Here is an 18,018-nt window from a genome sequence, read left to right as displayed (position 1 = left end):
GCCGGCTCCGCCGGACTCGGCTCAAAGCCGGACGCAGACGCGCCCACCATATCTCCCCTCTCCAATGGGAGGGGACGGGGGTGAGGTCAAAATCGATTCCTGGAGGTCTTCATCATCGCTATTTCAGGAAGGCAGTGTGACGGATGGTATTTCCATAGCACGGGCTTAAAATTTGCGAACCCCTAAAATCGCGCTTTTTTTAAAACCCCGGACGAAACGACCCCAGACCATTCCCCGGATTGTGCATAACGGTAATGAAAAGTCAACGCAAAATCAGGATCAATATGAAGACCGGCAATCCCAACGACGCACGCTTCCTGGGCCAGATATATCCCGCGTAAAGCGAACATTTACACCGGATACTGTACATGTTTTCTCTGCAAAATTCGCAAACACCACGACGGGAATCAGCCGTGCGCCATAATGAGGGGGTGTTCGAAGTGCCGCGCTCCAAATCCTTGAAAAAGATATTGACCATAAAAATAGAGAGGGCGAAGATCGATCCCGGCTGAAACTACCCGATCGAAGGTCCGTATGCTTTTATCATACCTATCGTTCTTCACCTTCATATCCTGCATAGCGCTTGGACTAATAAACCTGTTCCTTGATTCCAAAGCGAAATTGAACCGGGCTTTTTTCCTGCTCTCCGCGTCCTCGGCGCTCTGGGCGTTTGCGTATATTTTCATCTTCATTGCCGACGACAAGGAAACGATCTGGCTGTGGTACAGGATTTCCGCTCCCGGCGGGTTGTTTCTTTTATTTTCCACATTCAATTTCCTGTATATATTTGCAGGTTTAAAGGATAATACCCGGCGTTTTTTTTCTATCATTCGTATACTTTACTTCCTGTTTATTTTGTACCTGATATATGTCCAGGCAACGGCCACATTGTTTGTCGTGGATTTCGTAAGCACCCCGTACGGGAATGCTGGAATTATCAATACCTCATTGCCGGGGTATTACCTCACTAATAGTGCGGCTATGATTTGCCTGGTTTCCGGCGGGATATTCTTATTTGAAGGAAATAAATATAATACATCAAAACGATACAGGATCCAGATAAAAGGTCTGGTACTTTTTATGGGTGTTCCCATAGTGCTCGTTGCGCTGTTTAATTTCATACTCCCTGCCGGAAATATAATCCCCTTCCCCTTTGTGGGCGTGGTAACGCTCAATTTCACCGTTGCCGGAATTTTCTATCTAATAACCAGATTCAAACTGCTGCGGGTGGATTACAGCTTGATAAAACCTGAAGACCTGGTTTCGCATCTCAGTGATATGATCATGATCTTGGACATGAGGCTCAGGATCGTAACGGCAAATAGGGCCGCGGAAGCGCTCCTTTCCCTCGAACCCAAGGTCCTGGAAGGCATTTTTTTCCCTGAGATTATACATGGCGATGACGGATTTAAGGAAAGAATAAAGCGCTTTGTGGCGGGAAATGAAGATTCCATGGACTTACGGCTCGCCTACAGGAAGGGCGAGGATGATTCAATAGTTACGGATACGTACCTCTCCAAGATAAAAGATACGCTGTCGGATATCGTCGCAATTCTCGTGATTTCGAAAGAGATTCGCGGAAGGAAAGAATTTCAATACGCGTACGGGATTTCGGACAGGGAATTGGAAATACTGGATTTATTCCTGTCCGGGTTATCCGCGCGGGAAACCGGTGAAAAACTGCGGATATCCCGGAGAACCGTCGAAACACATCTCACCAGCATCTATAACAGGACCGGTATTAATAATAAAGCCGGACTTTTCAATCTTTGCGCAAAGTTTAAATTGCTCCCCTGAAAGCTCCCTCAAGCGCCCCTTTCGGAATTTTTCCGGAATATTGAAAAATAATTACGCCCTACGTAGTTCTACGGATGGCAAAGATGATCCAGAAGGGTACGATTGCCCATGTTCAAGTAGAGAATACTTGTTAGTGGAATATAATATCGAGGAAAAAGGAAACTCGAGCTCCGCGCAAAATTCTAAATTGATTATGTTTAAGGAGTCATGGAATGATGAAAACACTATCACCGGTTCTTTCGACTATTATTTTTATTCTGGCCCTTGCCCTTTCCGCCTGCGACGGAGGCGGAAGCAGCGACGGCGTCCGGACCGCACCCTCTGCTCCGGTTGTAACCGCAGCATCCGGTCAAATAACCATAACCTGGTCCGCTGTAGCCGGTGCCGACAGCTACCAGGTCTGGTATGGGACGACCGATGATTCAAGCCTGGCCGGCCAATATGGCGGCGATTTTTCCGGCACAGCGTGCCTGCTCACCTACCTGACAAATAATACGGTTTATTATGTCTGGATTAAAGCCAGATATGGTACCGAATTGAGTGGGTTCAGTCCTTCCGGAAGCGCGACCCCGACATCATCATCTCTCGCAAAAAGCGATGTGGTATTTGTGTATTATACCAGCAGTTCGGATTCCGCTATTCAAAGAATGCAGGATTCAGGTTCTCCGGTCAATATCGTTTCTTCCACCATCGGAATAGAGCTGGTTTTGCCTTCTGCTTCCACAAACAGGGACAAGGCAGCATATCTGTATTTTGAGACCAGCGATCCTTTCAACACCTTTATAATGTACAAGGATTCAGGCGGCACCCTGGATATTACTCCTTCCAACTTTAATTATTGGGGCGATTTTTCAATGGCGCTCTCTCCCGACGGCTCGAAACTTGTGTATAGTGTCTATGGCAGTCCTTATCTTTACATAATCCCGACCGACTCGACCAATCCTTCATCCGTGCAGCTCACCAATTGTACCGGCGGAAAGGATAATTATCCCACATGGTCCCCGGACGGGACGCAGATCGCCTTCGTCCATATCGATGACGATTATAACGCGAAGATATACAGGATCAACGCCGACGGCAGCAGCACCGATCCATATGCTGACGAACTGTTCAGCTTTGACACGATCGTCCCGGGCAATGAGTCACTAATACAAATAACGTGGTCTCCCGTCAACCCCTACCAGATGGCCTGCAGTTCAAGGTTAGACGGTTCGAATCCAAAGTTTTTTATTTACACGCTGAACCTGACGACAAAGGAGAGGATGAAGGTGACGAACACCACAGGCACATCGGAATTCAACCCCAGGTGGTCAAAGGACGGTAATTTTATTTTTTATGAGATAAACAAGAACATCTATTATACTCCTATTAACGATTTGGAAGCTTCCCAGATTACGACAGACGGTAAATCGTCCTTTAGGGGGTGGGAACCGTCCTAGGCCGGGGCTTTGTTCAATAAGCATACAGTACCATCATGCGTGCGCCCATGCCGGGCGCACTAAATAAATCCCCGCCGTCATTCTCATGGCGTCGGGGATTCCATTATCTCAATAGGGATCATCCAGGAAATTGCATCCTAAAATCTCCTGACACAAAACCGTTTTCTCGAAAGTGAGCTCCTCAAAGAGGCTGCCCTTCCCCGTCATAAATCCCCCAGGCAGAGGGCTTAATATTCTGCAGGAAGCATGCGTGATGACAGACTCATCGCAGAACATGCCCGAAACCCCCGAGCGGATTTTCATTGAATTTCCAGACATGCAGTGTATCCTCTGCCTACCATGAATAACCTAAAAAGAACCGCCGCGATCCTGTCAGTACCGCTTGTTCTCGTGATTTCCATGCTGGTCTATTCGTTCGCGATCGAGCGCTACCTCGTGGAATACCATGAGATTCCCGTCGAGGTCGAAGGCCTTCCCGCCGAATTCCAGGACTTCCGGATCATGGTGATCTCCGATCTTCACGCCGGCTCCCTGATGCCACGATCCTGGGTGGAGCGCGTCATCGACGCGGCGCAGGCTCAACACAAGGACGCGATATTTCTCCTGGGTGACTATGTACACGCCCGCGATACGCGCAAAGAGCTCGATATGGTATACCCGCTGCTTTCAAAACTCTCGGCTCCGGATGGGGTGTATGCCGTCAACGGCAATCACGACCACTGGGCCGATCACGGTTACGCGCTCACGCTTCTCGTGCAGAGCGGGAGAGCGATCGAACACGGGGTACGGGTCATCCGCCGAGGGGACGCACACATTGCCGTCGCGGGGCTTGGCGATTACACTGAGGACCGATACGGCATCGACTCAGTGGGCGGGATCCCGGAGGGACAGGTCCTGATCGTTCTGGCCCACAATCCCGATTCCACGGAGATCGGGCATTCGCGGAGGGTTTCGCTTTTCGTGTGCGGGCACACGCACGGCGGGCAGGTGAGAATACCGTTAAAGGATTACGCGCCCGTTATCCCCGTGATTCACAGGGAGCTCGACGCGGGCATCAGGAAGAATTCGCGCGGCGAGACGGTATTCATTTCACGCGGGATCGGATGGGCCGTGCTGCCATTCCGCTTCAACTGCCGCCCGGAAATTCCGGTACTGGTGTTAAAGAGAAAGGGATGAAAGCGTTTGATGCAATCATATGTCAAATATCGAACGAGTACACTGCCGAAAGGGTTAGGCCGTAGATGTTCGGATTGACCTCGAACAAGTGCCCTCGTGCTCAAAAGAACACAATTGCAATCTCGAAGCCTCTGCGCCAGATCCTGCCGCCAGGACAATCAAATCAAAAGGCCTGCGATATTTTAGTTGACGATAGTATTACCCTTACTTATCCTTACTCTTACAAAGGAGGTTGCGCATGAAGGTTACATCCAAAGGCCAGGTGACCATCCCCCTTGAAATTCGCAGGCGCCTGGGAATAACCGTAGAGTCCGAGGTCGACTTCAAGGAAGACCGGGGGAAAATTTACATCATCGCTCAGAAATCCGCGCGGCCCCGCTCCAGGTTCGGACAGTACCGGGGCGCGGCGACCACGCGCATGAGCACCGAGGAAATCCTGTCCCTCACCCGTAAATAAAATGCGCCCCGTCCTGGTGGATTCAAACGTAATCCTCGACCTGTTCACGAACGACCCCCGCTGGGCCGGTTGGTCCCAGTCGACGCTCGATACGCATGCCCGCGATCATGATCTCTGCATCAATCCGGTCATTTATGCGGAGGTTTCCATCGGGTTCGATCGCATCGAGGATCTCGAAAACGCGGTCAATGGGTGCGGATTTCGCATGGTCGACATTCCACGCGAAGCCCTGTTCCTGGCGGGAAAAGCATTCCGGAAATATAAGCGGAGAAGCGGCGTTAAAACCTCCACGCTTCCGGATTTTTTCATCGGCGCCCATGCGGCGGTCACGGGCATGGACCTCATTACGCGTGACGGTTCGCGTTATGGCTCTTATTTCCCTTCCGTGCGGATAATCGCTCCTGCGAAGACCGGGTAGCTGTCTGGGAGGTCCAGGCATTGCCGCATATGTGCACGGTTACGATCGCGCCCAACTACCACTCTTTATCCTTGCCTGAGCTTGACAGGAGTTCCTTCAAATAGACGCGTGAGGCTTCCTTTGCTAAGCATGGGGTATCAAATCCCCGCTCAAAAAGCTCCCTCAAGCGCCCCTATCGGAATTTTTCCGGAATATTGAAAATAATCACGCCCTACGTAGTCCTACGGATGGCAAAGATGATCCAGAAGGGTACGATTACCCATGTTCAAATAGAGAATACTTGTTAGTGGAATATAATATCGAGGAAAAAGGAAACTCGAGCTCCGCGCAAAATTCTAAATTGATTATGTTTAAGGAGTCATGGAATGATGAAAACGCTATCACCAGTTTTTTCGAATATTATTTTTATTCTGGCCCTTGCCCTTACCGCATGCGACGGGGGAGATACGGGTGGGAATTCCGATGGAACAACCTATACCGCTGGAAAGTCGGTCGCTTACACCGTTGGCAGCGGTACATCAGCTGTATCATTCAATATGCATTATGCCCCAAGCGGCTCTTTTTCTTCAGAAGATGATACTGTTAATAAAGGGACCACGTCCCCCCCCACTACGATTACAGTTTCTCATGACTACTGGATTGCCCGGACTGCTGTGACCTATGAGTTGTGGATGTCGGTATGGAATTGGGCAAAGGATTATAGCTATAATTTCACTAATTTTGACCCGGCTGATTATGAACCACAATATCCAGTTATATTTATCTCGTGGAGGGATGCCGTGGTCTGGTGCAATGCTTTGACGGAGTATTATAACGCTACATCAAAGGTGAGCCTTGTTTGCGTATATACATATAACGGCGATATTGTCAAAGATGCATATGTCGATGATACAGTGATAGACTGGGCGAATTTGACTATTGCTACAACCGCTAAAGGTTTCCGTCTGCCTACCAGCGACGAATGGGAACTTGCGGCGCGGTATCAAAACGGAACAAACTGGACACCGGTGGATCATGTCAGTGGAGATACGAGCGGTTACTGTTATGATTTTGGAATTAGTTCCACTCCAAGTAGTGTTTTTGGCAACTATGCCTGGTGGGGTTACGAATATGATGGTGGTAACTGTACTTCCACTAAAATTGTAGGTACAGCCGGGAGCTTAACTCCGAACACTCCATGTACCGGGAATGCTAATGCGCTTGGCTTATACGACATGAGCGGTAACGTTTGGCAGTGGTGCATCAACACCTATAATGCCCCATCAAACTTACGGGTGTTTCGCGGTGGGAGCTGGCGTGATGACCGTAAATGGTTGGCGCTTGGTTGGATAGGTTACGGCTACTCAACGGATGGATATGGATTCGTAGGTTTACGGCCCGTGAGGACTCAGTAATTTCGGCCAGGATCACACGGTGTTCTACAGACGACCACTCGCCTCCGCCCCCTTAATAAAAAAGTCCCCGACGCCACTCTCATGGCGTCGGGGATTGGGCGTACCCCTCGCGACCGTTGCAACATCATGCTGCTGCATCACACCTACCGTTATGATAAAATTCATTTGAGGGGGGGAGCGACTTCCATCGGATCTAGACCATTGGCTGCCCAGGCGATTGCGTGGTTCTGATTCAGCCGATTAAAGCGCTCCATGTCGTTATCAGGAATTTCAAAATCAAATAAATTCATATTTTCCCGGATACGCTCGGGTTTACTGCTTTTCGTTACTACACAATAGCCGTGCTGCAATCCCCACCGGAGAAGCAATTTGGCTTTTGATACCTTAAGTTTTGTCGCAATTTCATTCGTGACCAATTGGCATTCTTTTTTGATCCCGGAAAGAATTTCTCCGCCCTGTCCTTCTTCAGCCCGCCAGGTTGAAAGGGGAGCAAGCGGACTATACGCAATCGGCGCGATTGAATTCTCCTTCATGTACCTGGTCAAATCAATCCGGGCGCAAATTGGATGAAACTCAACCTGGTTTGCCTCAGGTTTAGCCAGGTCTGCATCCAAAATCTCTTTAAGTCTCTCCTCATTGTAGTTCGACACGCCAATATGCCTGGTCAGCCCAGATTTTTTCAACGCAACCAGCGCGTTCCACTGTTCCAGCCTGAGTTCCGACAGCGGAGCATGTATAAGGTAAAGATCGACATAGTCAAGCTGGAGCTGCGTGAGCTGATTTTTCAGCGTTGCAATGGTCTGTTCGTAGGTTTTTTCGGGCGCCCCCCACTGTTTAAATCCGGGGAAAAGCTTGGTGGTTACGAAAATATCGTCCCTTGAAACACCGGCCGCCTTTATCCCTTTACCGGTGCCCTCTTCATTATTGTAGCCCTCGGCCGAATCGATATGTCTGAATCCGGCTTTAAGCGCCTCCTTCACGCAGGACTCGGCTTGCTCGACCGAAAGCTGGTAGGTGCCGAACCCCATGAGAGGCATGCCTATTCCATTGCGCGTCGATTTTGATATCTTCATCATTGGTCTCCTTTTTGTAATATAATGCTTTTCCTGCTTAAAGCCGTCTCAAGCCTTCGTACGCATACGGTTCACCAGCAGGTCGTCCTTGATGATCCGGTCTTTCAGTCCGCGATGGCCGATTTGACCTGCCGCTCATCGGTCACGTCGCAGATCTCGTATTCGCATTTCGTGTCCGGATTCGCACCGAGCACGTTGCTCCTGGTTTCTTCGAGCGCCTTCGCCGAGCGCGCCGCAACATAGATCGCCGCCGCGCCCGTCCGGGCGAATGCAACGGCGGTGACCTGTCCTATTCCCTGCGACGCGCCGGACAGGAAGATGACTTTGCCCGATGCGCTGCCCTTCAGGCCCGTCCCCGGATCGATTGCGGCGTACGGCTCGTGATGCTCGGTGAAGCTCGGATACTGCTCGTCGATACTGCCGTGTGGAGTAGACATTCGTTTCTCCTTTAATGATACAAAAGTCGGCGGCGTGCGGTTCACTAATCCTTTGCCATGAACTCGGTCAGGGTTCTTCCGCCCACCCCGATGCAGTCCGTGTCGTACTCCTCGACGTACATCAGGAACTTGTCTACGGGGATTTCGGTCACCTCCGCGGCCGCACGGCTGACCTTTTCGATGAGGGCTTTCTTTTTTTCGGTGCTAATTTTCCACAATTGAATTGTAATATTTGGCACATGAGCCTCCTTTGTGACGTGGACGATATTGCATAAAGTACAAAGAGGACTTATTGATATAAATTGACCTCTGTTGTATGGTGATTGGAAAAATTTAACTGATATCTCAATCTCTCGCAATACATGATTCTGTTTATTATTGCCTGATTTTCCGGAATGCGAAAAAAAACGTTGTGCAATTGCCGTCATAATACTACCATTCTGTTAAATTCAGCATGATCGGTAGTTACAAATGCATAAAAAACAGAATGAATTAATCACACTGCTTACGGACATTATGCCCGGCGAAACTTCCCTCACTACTTCAATAAAGGGGCTTTCGTTATTTCGAATCGAACGTTCGTTTCCCCGAACGCCCTACTCGTATAATTCCGAAATCATTATTCTGGCGCAGGGAGAAAAACGGGCCTGCCTTGGAAACGACGTATATACCTACGACTCTTCACATTATCTTGTTCTTCCCGTTCCCTTGCCGATGGACTGCGAAGGAAGAACCGAGCCGGGCAAGCCCATACTGGGCTTAACAATTACCATTGACCCGATAGAAGTTGGAGAGATATTATTGGATATGGGGGATAGCCGGCAGGAAACTCAATCTCTGCCACGGGGGATATATGGCGCTCCAATGAATGAAGCGCTTTATGACGCAACCGGACGGCTCTTATTAGCTGTCGCCGACCCTCAGGACAAAAAGGTGCTGGCACCGATGATTAAAAGAGAAATTATCTATCGGGTACTACAGGGCGAAAAAGGAGAGATCCTCCAGGCCCTTGCCCACCGCAACAGGCGCTTTTTCCAGATAGCAAAGGTACTACAGAAAATCCATGAGTCATACAGCAATAATTTCGACATCGAAAAACTGGCAAAAGAGATAGACATGAGCAGCTCGACATTTCACATAAGCTTTAAAGCAGTGACCGATACTTCCCCCCTGCAGTATATCAAAAATGTCCGTCTGCACAAGGCGCGCACCCTTATGATTCAGGATGGACTAAATGTCAATATAGCCGCACTACAGGTGGGATACGAAAGCCCTTCGCAGTTTAACAGAGAGTACAAACGCTTGTTTGGCGTAACCCCGGCAAAGGATGTGGCAAACCTTCGCGGACAACATATGGTAAATCTGCAAGCATACGCATAAGCCCCCAAGCCAGGGGCTTGATATTTGACATACGGCCTTTTTGTTATCGCATTGGCATATCCTTTGTTGGAGATTCCACATTCAATACATATTATAATATCACTACGGCAAAAAAAAATTCCCCGCCGCCATGTTCATGGCGCGGGGATTTCATTATCTCAACAGGGAAGAAGTGTCTCTGATTAATCCATGTGCCTTCTCAAAAACGCCGGAATATCCAGATCCTCGCTTGAGAGCTCCCGGCCGTTCTCGCGCAGGCGCCGCCGCTCGTAGTCGAGCGAAAACGTCTTGTTGTCCACGGGAACCCTTCGCTCGGTCTTGTTCTGACCTTCCTTTTTGCCCTCGATCAGGGTGAGGGATGTGCCGTTCCTGGGGGCGGATTCGGCCTCCGGCCTGCGCTGGAGCATGTTCTTCTTGCGGTCGAAACCGGTCGCGATGACGGTAACGCGCACGCGCTCGTCCAGGGCCGGGTCGATCGTGGTGCCGAATATGATGTTCGCCTCCGGGTCCACCTGGCTCGAGATGATGTTGTTCACCTCGTTCACCTCGTGCAGCGACAGGTCGTTCCCGCCGGCGATGTTGATGAGCACCGCCTTCGCGCCCTCGATGCTGATCTCCTCGAGGAGCGGGCTCGCGATGGCCATGCGGGTCGCGTCCACCGCCTTGTTCTCGCCCGAGCCTATCCCCACGCCCATGAGCGCGTCCCCGGTCTCCCGCATAACGGTGCGGACGTCCGCGAAGTCGACGTTCACGAGCCCGGTGACCATGATGAGGTCGCTTATTCCCTGCACGCCCTGCCGGAGAATGTCGTCCGCGAGCTTGAAGGCGTCGTCTATCGGGGTTTTCTTGTCGATGATCTTCAATAAAAGCTCGTTGGGAACGGTGATCAGGGTGTCCACCTTCTCCTTGAGGTTGCGGATGCCGTCCTCGGCGCGCTCCATGCGCTTCTTGCCCTCGGCGCGGAAGGGCTTGGTGACCACCCCGACGGCGAGCGCGTTCTGCTCCTTGGCGACATCGGCCACGACGGGGGCGGCCCCCGTTCCGGTCCCGCCGCCCATGCCCGCGGTGATGAAGACCATGTCGGCCCCCTTCAGGGCCTTGGTGAGCTTGTCGCGGTCCTCGTTCGCGGCGTCCTTGCCCACGTTGGGATCGGCGCCCGCGCCCAGGCCCCTGGTGAGCTTGGACCCTATCTGGATCTTGACGGGCGCGAGGGAATCGCGCAGCTGCTGAGAATCGGTGTTCACGACGATGAACTCGACCCCTTCCATACCCGTCGAGATCATCCTGTTGACGGCGTTCGTTCCGGCGCCGCCCACGCCGACCACCTTGATGATCGTCGTCAATGGTTTTTCCTCTTCCAGTCTGAACATCATCTCCCCCCTGTTTTCTGTGATTATGTCACATACACTTTCAAAAAATCAACTATAAATAGTTTTCTAAAAACTTTTTTATGCGCTCGCCTATGCCAGCCTTCGACTCACCGCGCCCGCCGGATTTTCCGGCGAACTGGCTCATCTTGACGCCGTACTTGAGTATCCCCGTGCCGTTCGCGTACTGCGGGGTGCCCACCACGTCCCTGAGCCCGGCGATCTCGCGTGGAATGCCCACGCGCACCGGCATGTTGAAGACGCGCTCGGCCGCGTCCACGCAGCCCTCGATCATGCTGCCCCCGCCGGTGAGCACGATCCCCGCCGCGAGTATCTCCTTCCTGCCGCTCTTCATGAGCTCCCGGTCGATGAGCTCCATGATCTCAAGCATGCGCGGCTCGATTATCTGCGCGAGCTCCTGGCGGAAAAGCCTGCGGGGCGCGCGTCCGCCCACCGAGGGAACCTCGATGGTCTCGGACGCGTCCACGATGTCCACCACGGAGCACCCGTACGTCTTCTTTATGACCTCGGCGGACTCAATAGGCGTTCGCAGTCCGATAGATATATCGTTGGTCACGTGGATTCCCCCGATCGAGATGACCGAGGTATAGGAAACCCCGCCTTCTATGTAGACGATGATATCGGTCGTTCCGCCGCCGATATCGACGAGCGCGACGCCCAGCTCCTTCTCGTCGCGCGAGAGCACCGCCTCCGCCGAGGCGAGGGGCGCGAATATGATGTCGGCGCACTGGTAGCCCGCGCGGTTCACCGACTTGACCAGATTCTGGATGCTCGTGGTCGCGCCGGTGATGATGTGCACCTCCGCCTCGAGCCGCACGCCGCTCATGCCGATGGGGTCCTTGATGCCGGTCTGGTCGTCCACGGCGAATTCCTTGGAAAGCACGTGGATGATCTCGCGGTCCACCGGGATCACGATCGCCTGCGCCGCCTCGATGACGCGCTTGATCTCGATCGGGTTGATGGTGCGTGACCGGTTCGTGATCGCGACCACGCCCTTCGAGTTTTCCCCTTTTATGTGCTGGCCGGTAACGCCCACGTAGACGACGCCCACCTCGGTGCCGGCCATGAGCTCCGCGTCCTCGATCGCCTTCACGATGGACGCGACCGTGTTGTCGATATTGACGATGACCCCGTTCTTGAGGCCCCGCGAGGGAGCGACCCCCACGCCGGCGACCTCGACCTGCCCGTTCTCGTTCAGGTACCCGATAACCGCGCAGGTCTTGGTGGTGCCGATGTCGAGTCCGACTATCGCGTTTTCAACTGTCATCGCACGTTCCTCCGTGTCTCACTTCATGGCCGCGCGCCCGGCGTAGATCTCCGCGCTCTCGGGGTACGAGCGCCTGGAGTCCAGGTAGCCGGCAACACAGCTCAAGACCGCGAATCCCCCCGCCGAGAAGCGCAGGTTGAACCTGGTGCGCCTCTGCTTCAGCATCACGCGCGCGCGGGGAAGCGCGGTGAGGTCTATCTCCTCGAGCTCCCGCATGAGCGCGGGTGCCGTCGTTTTCATCTCGTTCATGAACGCGATCGCCTTCCTGAGCCTCTCGGACAGGCGGCCGCTGCCGATCTCCTCGGGCGCCACTATGATGAGCGGCTTGTCGACGGCGTGTACCCGGTGCACCGAGATGACGCGCAGCTTCGCGTCCACCTCGAACGGCACGATCCCGTCTTCCTTCTTCACCGCGAGCACCCATTCCGGCTCGTTCTCGGTTACCTGGACCACGAGGCGGTCGCCGTCCTCGAAGACCCGATACGACTGGACCATGAGAAATTTGTCCAGGTGGCTGCGGAGCCCGTCAACGTCTATCACGATGCCGTCCGCCTCGACGCGGGTTTCCACGTCCTTCACGAGCTCGGCCTTGGAGAGAAGCTTCGTGCCCCGGAACTCCACGGCCTTAACCCTGCGCACGTCGCGGAAGGCGTCCACGCGGCTGTCGGTCGCGAAGAGCATCGCGATCATGAGAGCCGCCGCGGCGGACCGTTGTGCGCATCTGCGCCTCATGCCTTGCCTCTCTCCCTGAGCGCCGCAAGTATCATGGGCCCCGCCTTGTAGATGTCGCCCGCGCCCAGGGTGAGGACCACGTCCCCCTCGCGCAGGCCCGGAAGCACCGCGGACGGGATCTCGTCAAGCCTCCCGATCACGGGCACGTCGCGTCCCTCGTGCTTCTTCACCGAGCCCGCGATGAGCGCGCTCGATACGCCCTCGACGGGCTCCTCCCCCGCCGGGTAGATCTCGGTGAGGAAGAGTATATCGGCGTTGGGAAAACACTGGCCGAAATCGTCCCAGAGCACCTGGGTGCGGGAATAGCGGTGGGGCTGGAAGATTGCGACGATGCGCCGTCCCAGTCCCTTCATGGCTTCGAGCGTCGCGCGTACCTCGGTGGGATGGTGCCCGTAATCGTCCATGACGAGTACGCCGCGCTCCTCACCGATCCTCTCCATCCTGCGGCCCACGCCGCGGAACTGCGCGATCCCGTCCCGGATCGCCTTGAAGCTCATTCCCAGGTCGAGCGCCACCGCGACCACCGCCAGCGAGTTCACGACGTTGTGGCGCCCCAGCAGGTTCAGCGTGATCGTGCCCAGGGGGTCGTCCTTGTAATACGCGTCGTAGGAGGTGGAGCCGTTCGCGGCGCGCACGTCGCGCGCGCGGAAATCCGCGCCCTCGGAGAACCCGTAGGTGACGTAGGGGCGATCGATCCGGGGCAGGAGCTCGGCGATGACGTTGTCGTCCGCGCACAGGGCCGAGAACCCGTAAAAGGGCACGTTGTTGATGTAGGTGAGGAAGGCTTCCTTGATTGCCTCGAAATACTTGTAGTGGTCCAGGTGATCGGCGTCTATATTCGTGACGACGGCGATCGTGGGCATGAGGCGCAGGAACGAGCCGTCGGACTCGTCCGCCTCGAAGACGATGTATTCCCCCTGGCCAATCTTCGCGTTGGTGCCGAAGTTAAGCACCTTCCCGCCTATGACCGAGGTGGGGTTCATCCCGCCCGCATAGAGGACGTAGGCGAGCATGCTGGAGGTCGTGGTCTTGCCGTGCGTGCCGGCGACGCCCACGCCGTGCTTGAGACGCACGAGCTCGGCGAGCATCTCGGAGCGGTGGACGATCGGTATCCTGCGTGCGCGCGCCTCGGCGACCTCCGGGTTGGCCGCGCTGATGGCGCTCGAGCTTACCACCACGCTGTAGTCGCCGATATTCGAGGACCGGTGTCCGATATAAATTTTCGCCCCGAGCGCCGCCAGGCGCTTCGTCTGTTCCGATTCCCGGAGATCCGAGCCCGAAACCTCGTACCCCAGGTTGATGAGGATCTCGGCGATCCCGCTCATGCCGATCCCGCCTATCCCGATAAAATGCATTTTGTTCGATTTACGAAACACGTTTCCGCCCCTTTACCGTTGTGCGATATCGCTCATGATCGTTTTGACTATGTCCGCCGCCGCGTCCGGCTTCGCGACCTCGAGCGCACGCGCGGCCATGCGCTGCAGGCGCGAGGGATTGTTTAAAAGCTCAAGGATCGCGGGGCCCGCCTTTTCAGGGGCGGCGTCGCTGTTGGAAATCTTGAGGCTCGCCCCCGCCTCCGCGAACACGTCCGCGTTCTTGTCCTGGTGGTCCTGCGCCGCGAAGGGGAACGGGATGAGCACCGAGGGAAGCCCCATCGCCGCGATCTCCATCATGACCCCCGAGCCCGCGCGGCTGATCGCCAGGTCGCTCGCGCGGTAGGCCAGCGTCACCTCCTCGATGAAGGGGGACATATAGACCGAGCCCGCGTTGTTGGAGGCGTGGACCTGGTCCTTGTACTTCCGGAAGCTCAGGTCCCCCGTGCTCCAGATGATGCCCGTCTCCTGGAAGTCGCGTGGGAACTGCCGCTTGAGGCCGAGCATGAGCTCGTTGATCCGGAGCGCCCCCTGGCTCCCGCCGATCGCGAGCACGACCCGCTTGCAGTGACGCAGGTTGAAGTGCCTGCGCGCCGTGTCCCGGTCGACCTGCGCGAGGATCTTCTTGCGTATCGGATTCCCCGCGGGGAGCAGTTTTTGCGCGACGTCCTTCTTGAAATAGTTCGCGGTCGCCTCGAAGGTGGTGAACACGCGCGCCGCCTTTTTCGCGAAGAACGAGGTGACCCTCCCGGGAACCGTGTTCTGCTCGCACAGGTATATCGGAACCCCCTTGAACCGCGCCGCGATGAGTGCGGGTCCCGATACGTATCCCCCCATGCCGACCACCGCCTGGGCCCCGGTTTTGCGGATGATCCGCATAGCGCGCATAACGGCGAAACCGAACGCGAGCAGGAAAAACGGGAGCTTGAGCGGGTTCTTCGTGAAGGAGGGCGCGCCGTACAGGAGCAGGTGCCCTTCCCCCAACTCCTTGAGATAGGTGAACCGCGCGTCCCTCTTCCCCGCGAGCATGTACGCCTGTATGTTTTTCGCCGTGAATTCCTCGTAGAGGGCGATACCCGGGGAGAGATGCCCCCCGGTCCCGCCTCCGGTGATCAGTACACATTCCGGTTTCATTGCCACACCTCTATGCCGCCCTTAAGATTCTCCGGCGCCGCCTCGCGGTAGCGCGATATGTTCAACAGTATGCCGACCCCGATCATGCTCGTGAGCATGGACGAGCCCCCGTACGAGATGAACGGGAGCGGAATCCCCGTCGTGGGAAGGCTCCCGGTCACGACCGCGATGTTGGTGAACGCCTGCACCACGAGCAGGAGCGTGATCCCCATGGCCAGGAGCCTGCCGAATTCGTCCGGCGCCGCGAGCGCGATTTTCATGCCACGCCAGAAGAGCGCGCAGAAAAGTCCCACGATGACGAGCGTCCCCAGGAGCCCCGCCTCCTCCGCGATCACCGCGAAGATGAAGTCCGTGTGAGGTTCGGGGAGCCTTCCCAGCTTCTGGGTGCCGTTCCCCAGTCCCTCGCCCAGGAACCCGCCCTTCTTGAACGCGGTGAAGGACTGGATCACGTGGTAGCCTATGCCGTAGCGGTTTCTCCACGGGTTCAGGAACGCGAAGATGCGCTCGCGCCGGTAGCTCACCTGGTAGACGAGCAGGTAGAACATGGGTATGCTTATGATGCCGAGCATCAGGATATACATGAAGGGGAATCCCGAGACGAACAGGATGATCGCCGAGACCGAGACGAGCGTGATCGCGGTGCCGAAATCCGGCTGCATCATGATGAGCACGAACATGATCGCGACGATGATCATGGGGACGAGTATCTGGATCACGTGGTTCACGACGCCGTCGTACTCGGTGGAGAATACCTTCGCGAGGTAGATGACCACGGCGATCTTTACGAACTCGGAGGGCTGTATCCCCAGCCCGCCAAACCCCAGCCAGCGCGCGCTCCCCTTCGCGCTGTGCCCGAGTCCCGGAATGAGCACGATCACGAGGAGGAGAAGCACCCCCAGGAGCATAAGGCGCGTGTAGCGCGCGTATATCTTGTAGTCGATGCCCTGCACCACGAAGAGCGCCGCCGACCCCAGCACGATCCAGGCGAGCTGGCGCTTCAGGAAATGGAGCGCGTCGCCGAACGTCCTGATCGCGAACGCGGCGCTCGCGCTGTAGCTCATCGCGATGCCGATTCCCGCGAGGACGAGCACCAGGGTGAAGAGCACCAGGTCGGGCTCGGCCCTGCGCCGGGTATCGATGACCGATTTCAGGTCCACGCGATCTCCCCCCTCCCAAGCTTTTTGAACGACACGCGGAACGCGTCGCCGCGCTCCTCGAAATTTTTGAACCAGTCGAACGACGCGCACGCGGGGGAAAGGAGCACGGCGTCGCCGGGGGCCGATAGCCTCATCGCCCGGGCGACGGCCTCGTCCATGGACGATGCCTTTTCGCACGCGAACCCCTTGAAAATTTCCGCGAACTCGTCCGCCGACTCGCCTATGAACACAAGCGCCTTCACCCTGCCGGGAAGCACCGCGCGGAGCCTGGAATAGTCGTCGCCCTTGGTGCGCCCTCCCAGGATGAGCACGCCCTGCGAGGCGAGGCTCCGGAGCGCCATCTCGACCGCGCCCACCGTCGTCGCCTTTGAATCGTTTATGAAGAGACGCCCCTCAAAATCCCCGAGCCGCTCCATGCGGTGCGCGAGCCCCTTGAACGAGGCGCAGGCCGACGCGGCGCGCGCCGCGTCGAACGCCCTGCCCGACTTCGCGAACACCGCGCGCACCATGAGCAGGGCCGCCATCGCGTTCTGGACGTTATGCACGCCCATGATCTGGAGCGCGGAGGCTTCCAGCACGCGCTCGCTGCGTTCCCCCGTGCGCAGGTACACCGCGCCGTGTTCGCAATAGGCGTCGGCCCGCCGGTCCGAAAGCGAAAAGGAATAGGCACGGGCGTTCACCCCGGAGGCGGACGCGGCGACCCTGGCGTCGTCCAGGTTGTAGACGAGGTAATCGTCCACGCCCTGGTTTTTCACGATGCGCATCTTCGCGGCGAAATAGCTCTCCATGCCGTCGTAGCGGTCTAGGTGGTCGGGCGTGACGTTCAGCACGGCCGCGACGTCGGGGGTGAACTCCTCCACGGTCTCGAGCTGGAATGACGAGAGCTCCACCACGCTCACCGATTCATCGGTCGTCCTATCGACGAGCGAGATGAGCGGGATGCCGATATTCCCTCCCACGAACGCGTGCTCCCCCATCTCCGCGAGGATATGGCCGGTGAGCGTCGTCGTCGTCGACTTGCCGTCGGTGCCGGTGATGGCGATGATTTTCCCCCTGATGTATCGGTACGCAAGCTCGATCTCGGCGATGACCGGGATACCCCGGCGGCGCGCATCGGCGACGAGCGGGATCGTCTGCGGCACGCCGGGAGAGAGGACCAGCAGGTCGAAGCCCTCGTCCAGGATCGAGGGATCCTGGTTTCCCGCGAACACGCGCACCCCGCGCGCGAGCTTTCCTGTTATCGGCGCCAGATCCTTTTCGCTTTTAACGTCGCTCACCGCCACGCGGCTGCCGCGCGCGTGCAGGAAGTTCGCCGCGGCGAGCCCGGTTCTGTAACCCAGTCCCACGACGAGTACCGATGTATGTTCCGTGTGTCCGTTCATTTTTCTTTTCATAT

Annotated in this window: 17 protein-coding genes; 7 read left to right on the top strand and 10 right to left on the bottom strand. The window is 55.9% G+C overall.

What is annotated here, in order from left to right:
* The first annotated feature begins 534 nt into the window (after positions 1–534).
* The 6 genes from EPN93_09760 to EPN93_09735 all read left to right on the top strand — a co-directional run bounded on the left by EPN93_09760 (position 535) and on the right by EPN93_09735 (position 6,681).
* Positions 535–1,797, top strand: a complete 1,263-nt coding sequence (locus EPN93_09760) for a PAS domain-containing protein (protein TAL35731.1) — start codon at positions 535–537, stop codon at positions 1,795–1,797.
* Between the two features lie 212 nt (positions 1,798–2,009).
* Positions 2,010–3,236: a hypothetical protein gene (locus EPN93_09755; GenBank protein ID TAL35730.1), complete on the top strand. Its 1,227-nt coding sequence runs from the start codon at positions 2,010–2,012 to the stop codon at positions 3,234–3,236.
* Positions 3,237–3,575: 339 nt separating this feature from the next.
* Positions 3,576–4,412 (top strand): metallophosphoesterase, encoded by an 837-nt coding sequence (locus EPN93_09750; protein TAL35729.1) that lies wholly within the window; start codon positions 3,576–3,578, stop codon positions 4,410–4,412.
* A gap of 238 nt (positions 4,413–4,650) precedes the next feature.
* Positions 4,651–4,869, top strand: a complete 219-nt coding sequence (locus EPN93_09745; protein TAL35728.1) for an AbrB/MazE/SpoVT family DNA-binding domain-containing protein — start codon at positions 4,651–4,653, stop codon at positions 4,867–4,869.
* A gap of 1 nt (position 4,870) precedes the next feature.
* On the top strand, positions 4,871–5,287 hold the full coding sequence (locus EPN93_09740) for a PIN domain-containing protein (protein TAL35727.1): 417 nt from the start codon (positions 4,871–4,873) through the stop codon (positions 5,285–5,287).
* A gap of 365 nt (positions 5,288–5,652) precedes the next feature.
* Positions 5,653–6,681 carry a hypothetical protein gene (locus EPN93_09735; protein ID TAL35726.1) on the top strand — a complete coding sequence of 343 codons (1,029 nt, stop codon included), beginning with the start codon at positions 5,653–5,655 and terminating at the stop codon, positions 6,679–6,681.
* 161 nt (positions 6,682–6,842) lie between these two features.
* Here EPN93_09735 and EPN93_09730 read toward each other — a convergent pair whose 3' ends face one another.
* The 3 genes from EPN93_09730 to EPN93_09720 form a co-directional block, all read right to left on the bottom strand.
* Positions 6,843–7,709 (bottom strand): aldo/keto reductase, encoded by an 867-nt coding sequence (locus tag EPN93_09730; protein ID TAL35764.1) that lies wholly within the window; start codon positions 7,707–7,709, stop codon positions 6,843–6,845.
* Positions 7,710–7,858: 149 nt separating this feature from the next.
* Positions 7,859–8,101 (bottom strand): SDR family NAD(P)-dependent oxidoreductase, encoded by a 243-nt coding sequence (locus EPN93_09725; GenBank protein ID TAL35763.1) that lies wholly within the window; start codon positions 8,099–8,101, stop codon positions 7,859–7,861.
* A 134-nt stretch (positions 8,102–8,235) separates the two neighbouring features.
* Positions 8,236–8,430 carry a 4-oxalocrotonate tautomerase gene (locus EPN93_09720; protein TAL35725.1) on the bottom strand — a complete coding sequence of 65 codons (195 nt, stop codon included), beginning with the start codon at positions 8,428–8,430 and terminating at the stop codon, positions 8,236–8,238.
* A gap of 232 nt (positions 8,431–8,662) precedes the next feature.
* Here EPN93_09720 and EPN93_09715 point away from each other — a divergent pair, with 232 nt between their 5' ends.
* Positions 8,663–9,571 (top strand): AraC family transcriptional regulator, encoded by a 909-nt coding sequence (locus EPN93_09715; protein ID TAL35724.1) that lies wholly within the window; start codon positions 8,663–8,665, stop codon positions 9,569–9,571.
* Between the two features lie 182 nt (positions 9,572–9,753).
* Here the strand turns inward: EPN93_09715 and ftsZ are convergent, their stop codons facing one another.
* Genes ftsZ through murD form a run of 7 tightly spaced genes read right to left on the bottom strand, consistent with a single transcriptional unit; the run spans position 9,754 to position 18,016 of the window.
* The gene (ftsZ, locus tag EPN93_09710) at positions 9,754–10,941 is read right to left on the bottom strand and encodes a cell division protein FtsZ (protein ID TAL35723.1); all 1,188 of its coding nucleotides are present in this window, start codon (positions 10,939–10,941) and stop codon (positions 9,754–9,756) included.
* A 52-nt stretch (positions 10,942–10,993) separates the two neighbouring features.
* Positions 10,994–12,226 carry a cell division protein FtsA gene (ftsA, locus tag EPN93_09705; GenBank protein ID TAL35722.1) on the bottom strand — a complete coding sequence of 411 codons (1,233 nt, stop codon included), beginning with the start codon at positions 12,224–12,226 and terminating at the stop codon, positions 10,994–10,996.
* A gap of 18 nt (positions 12,227–12,244) precedes the next feature.
* The gene (locus EPN93_09700) at positions 12,245–12,958 is read right to left on the bottom strand and encodes a hypothetical protein (protein TAL35721.1); all 714 of its coding nucleotides are present in this window, start codon (positions 12,956–12,958) and stop codon (positions 12,245–12,247) included.
* The gene (locus EPN93_09695; GenBank protein TAL35720.1) at positions 12,955–14,334 is read right to left on the bottom strand and encodes a UDP-N-acetylmuramate--L-alanine ligase; all 1,380 of its coding nucleotides are present in this window, start codon (positions 14,332–14,334) and stop codon (positions 12,955–12,957) included. Before EPN93_09695 ends, EPN93_09700 begins: the two co-directional genes overlap by 4 nt.
* A gap of 12 nt (positions 14,335–14,346) precedes the next feature.
* Positions 14,347–15,465 carry a UDP-N-acetylglucosamine--N-acetylmuramyl-(pentapeptide) pyrophosphoryl-undecaprenol N-acetylglucosamine transferase gene (locus EPN93_09690; GenBank protein ID TAL35719.1) on the bottom strand — a complete coding sequence of 373 codons (1,119 nt, stop codon included), beginning with the start codon at positions 15,463–15,465 and terminating at the stop codon, positions 14,347–14,349.
* A complete protein-coding gene (gene ftsW / locus EPN93_09685; protein TAL35718.1) occupies positions 15,462–16,799 on the bottom strand; it encodes a putative lipid II flippase FtsW in 1,338 nt (445 codons plus the stop codon). The genes EPN93_09690 and ftsW overlap by 4 nt, the downstream gene beginning before the upstream one ends.
* Complete coding sequence (gene murD / locus EPN93_09680) at positions 16,613–18,016, bottom strand: UDP-N-acetylmuramoyl-L-alanine--D-glutamate ligase (GenBank protein TAL35717.1); 1,404 nt, start codon at positions 18,014–18,016, stop codon at positions 16,613–16,615. The genes ftsW and murD overlap by 187 nt, the downstream gene beginning before the upstream one ends.
* Positions 18,017–18,018 lie beyond the last annotated feature (2 nt).

The organism is Spirochaetota bacterium (genome assembly GCA_004297825.1).
Classification (GTDB): domain Bacteria; phylum Spirochaetota; class UBA4802; order UBA4802; family UBA5368; genus FW300-bin19.
This window is presented reverse-complemented; position numbering and strand designations above follow the sequence as displayed.

Bases quoted from the DNA above. Each gene is read 5' to 3' on its own strand.
- EPN93_09760 (TAL35731.1), top strand. From the start codon at position 535: ATGCTTTTATCATACCTATCGTTCTTCACCTTCATATCCTGCATAGCG.
- EPN93_09755 (TAL35730.1), top strand. From the start codon at position 2,010: ATGATGAAAACACTATCACCGGTTCTTTCGACTATTATTTTTATTCTG.
- EPN93_09750 (TAL35729.1), top strand. From the start codon at position 3,576: ATGAATAACCTAAAAAGAACCGCCGCGATCCTGTCAGTACCGCTTGTT.
- EPN93_09745 (TAL35728.1), top strand. From the start codon at position 4,651: ATGAAGGTTACATCCAAAGGCCAGGTGACCATCCCCCTTGAAATTCGC.
- EPN93_09740 (TAL35727.1), top strand. From the start codon at position 4,871: ATGCGCCCCGTCCTGGTGGATTCAAACGTAATCCTCGACCTGTTCACG.
- EPN93_09735 (TAL35726.1), top strand. From the start codon at position 5,653: ATGATGAAAACGCTATCACCAGTTTTTTCGAATATTATTTTTATTCTG.
- EPN93_09730 (TAL35764.1), bottom strand. From the start codon at position 7,709: ATGGGGTTCGGCACCTACCAGCTTTCGGTCGAGCAAGCCGAGTCCTGC.
- EPN93_09715 (TAL35724.1), top strand. From the start codon at position 8,663: ATGCATAAAAAACAGAATGAATTAATCACACTGCTTACGGACATTATG.
- ftsZ (TAL35723.1), bottom strand. From the start codon at position 10,941: ATGTTCAGACTGGAAGAGGAAAAACCATTGACGACGATCATCAAGGTG.
- ftsA (TAL35722.1), bottom strand. From the start codon at position 12,226: ATGACAGTTGAAAACGCGATAGTCGGACTCGACATCGGCACCACCAAG.
- EPN93_09700 (TAL35721.1), bottom strand. From the start codon at position 12,958: ATGAGGCGCAGATGCGCACAACGGTCCGCCGCGGCGGCTCTCATGATC.
- EPN93_09690 (TAL35719.1), bottom strand. From the start codon at position 15,465: ATGAAACCGGAATGTGTACTGATCACCGGAGGCGGGACCGGGGGGCAT.
- murD (TAL35717.1), bottom strand. From the start codon at position 18,016: ATGAAAAGAAAAATGAACGGACACACGGAACATACATCGGTACTCGTC.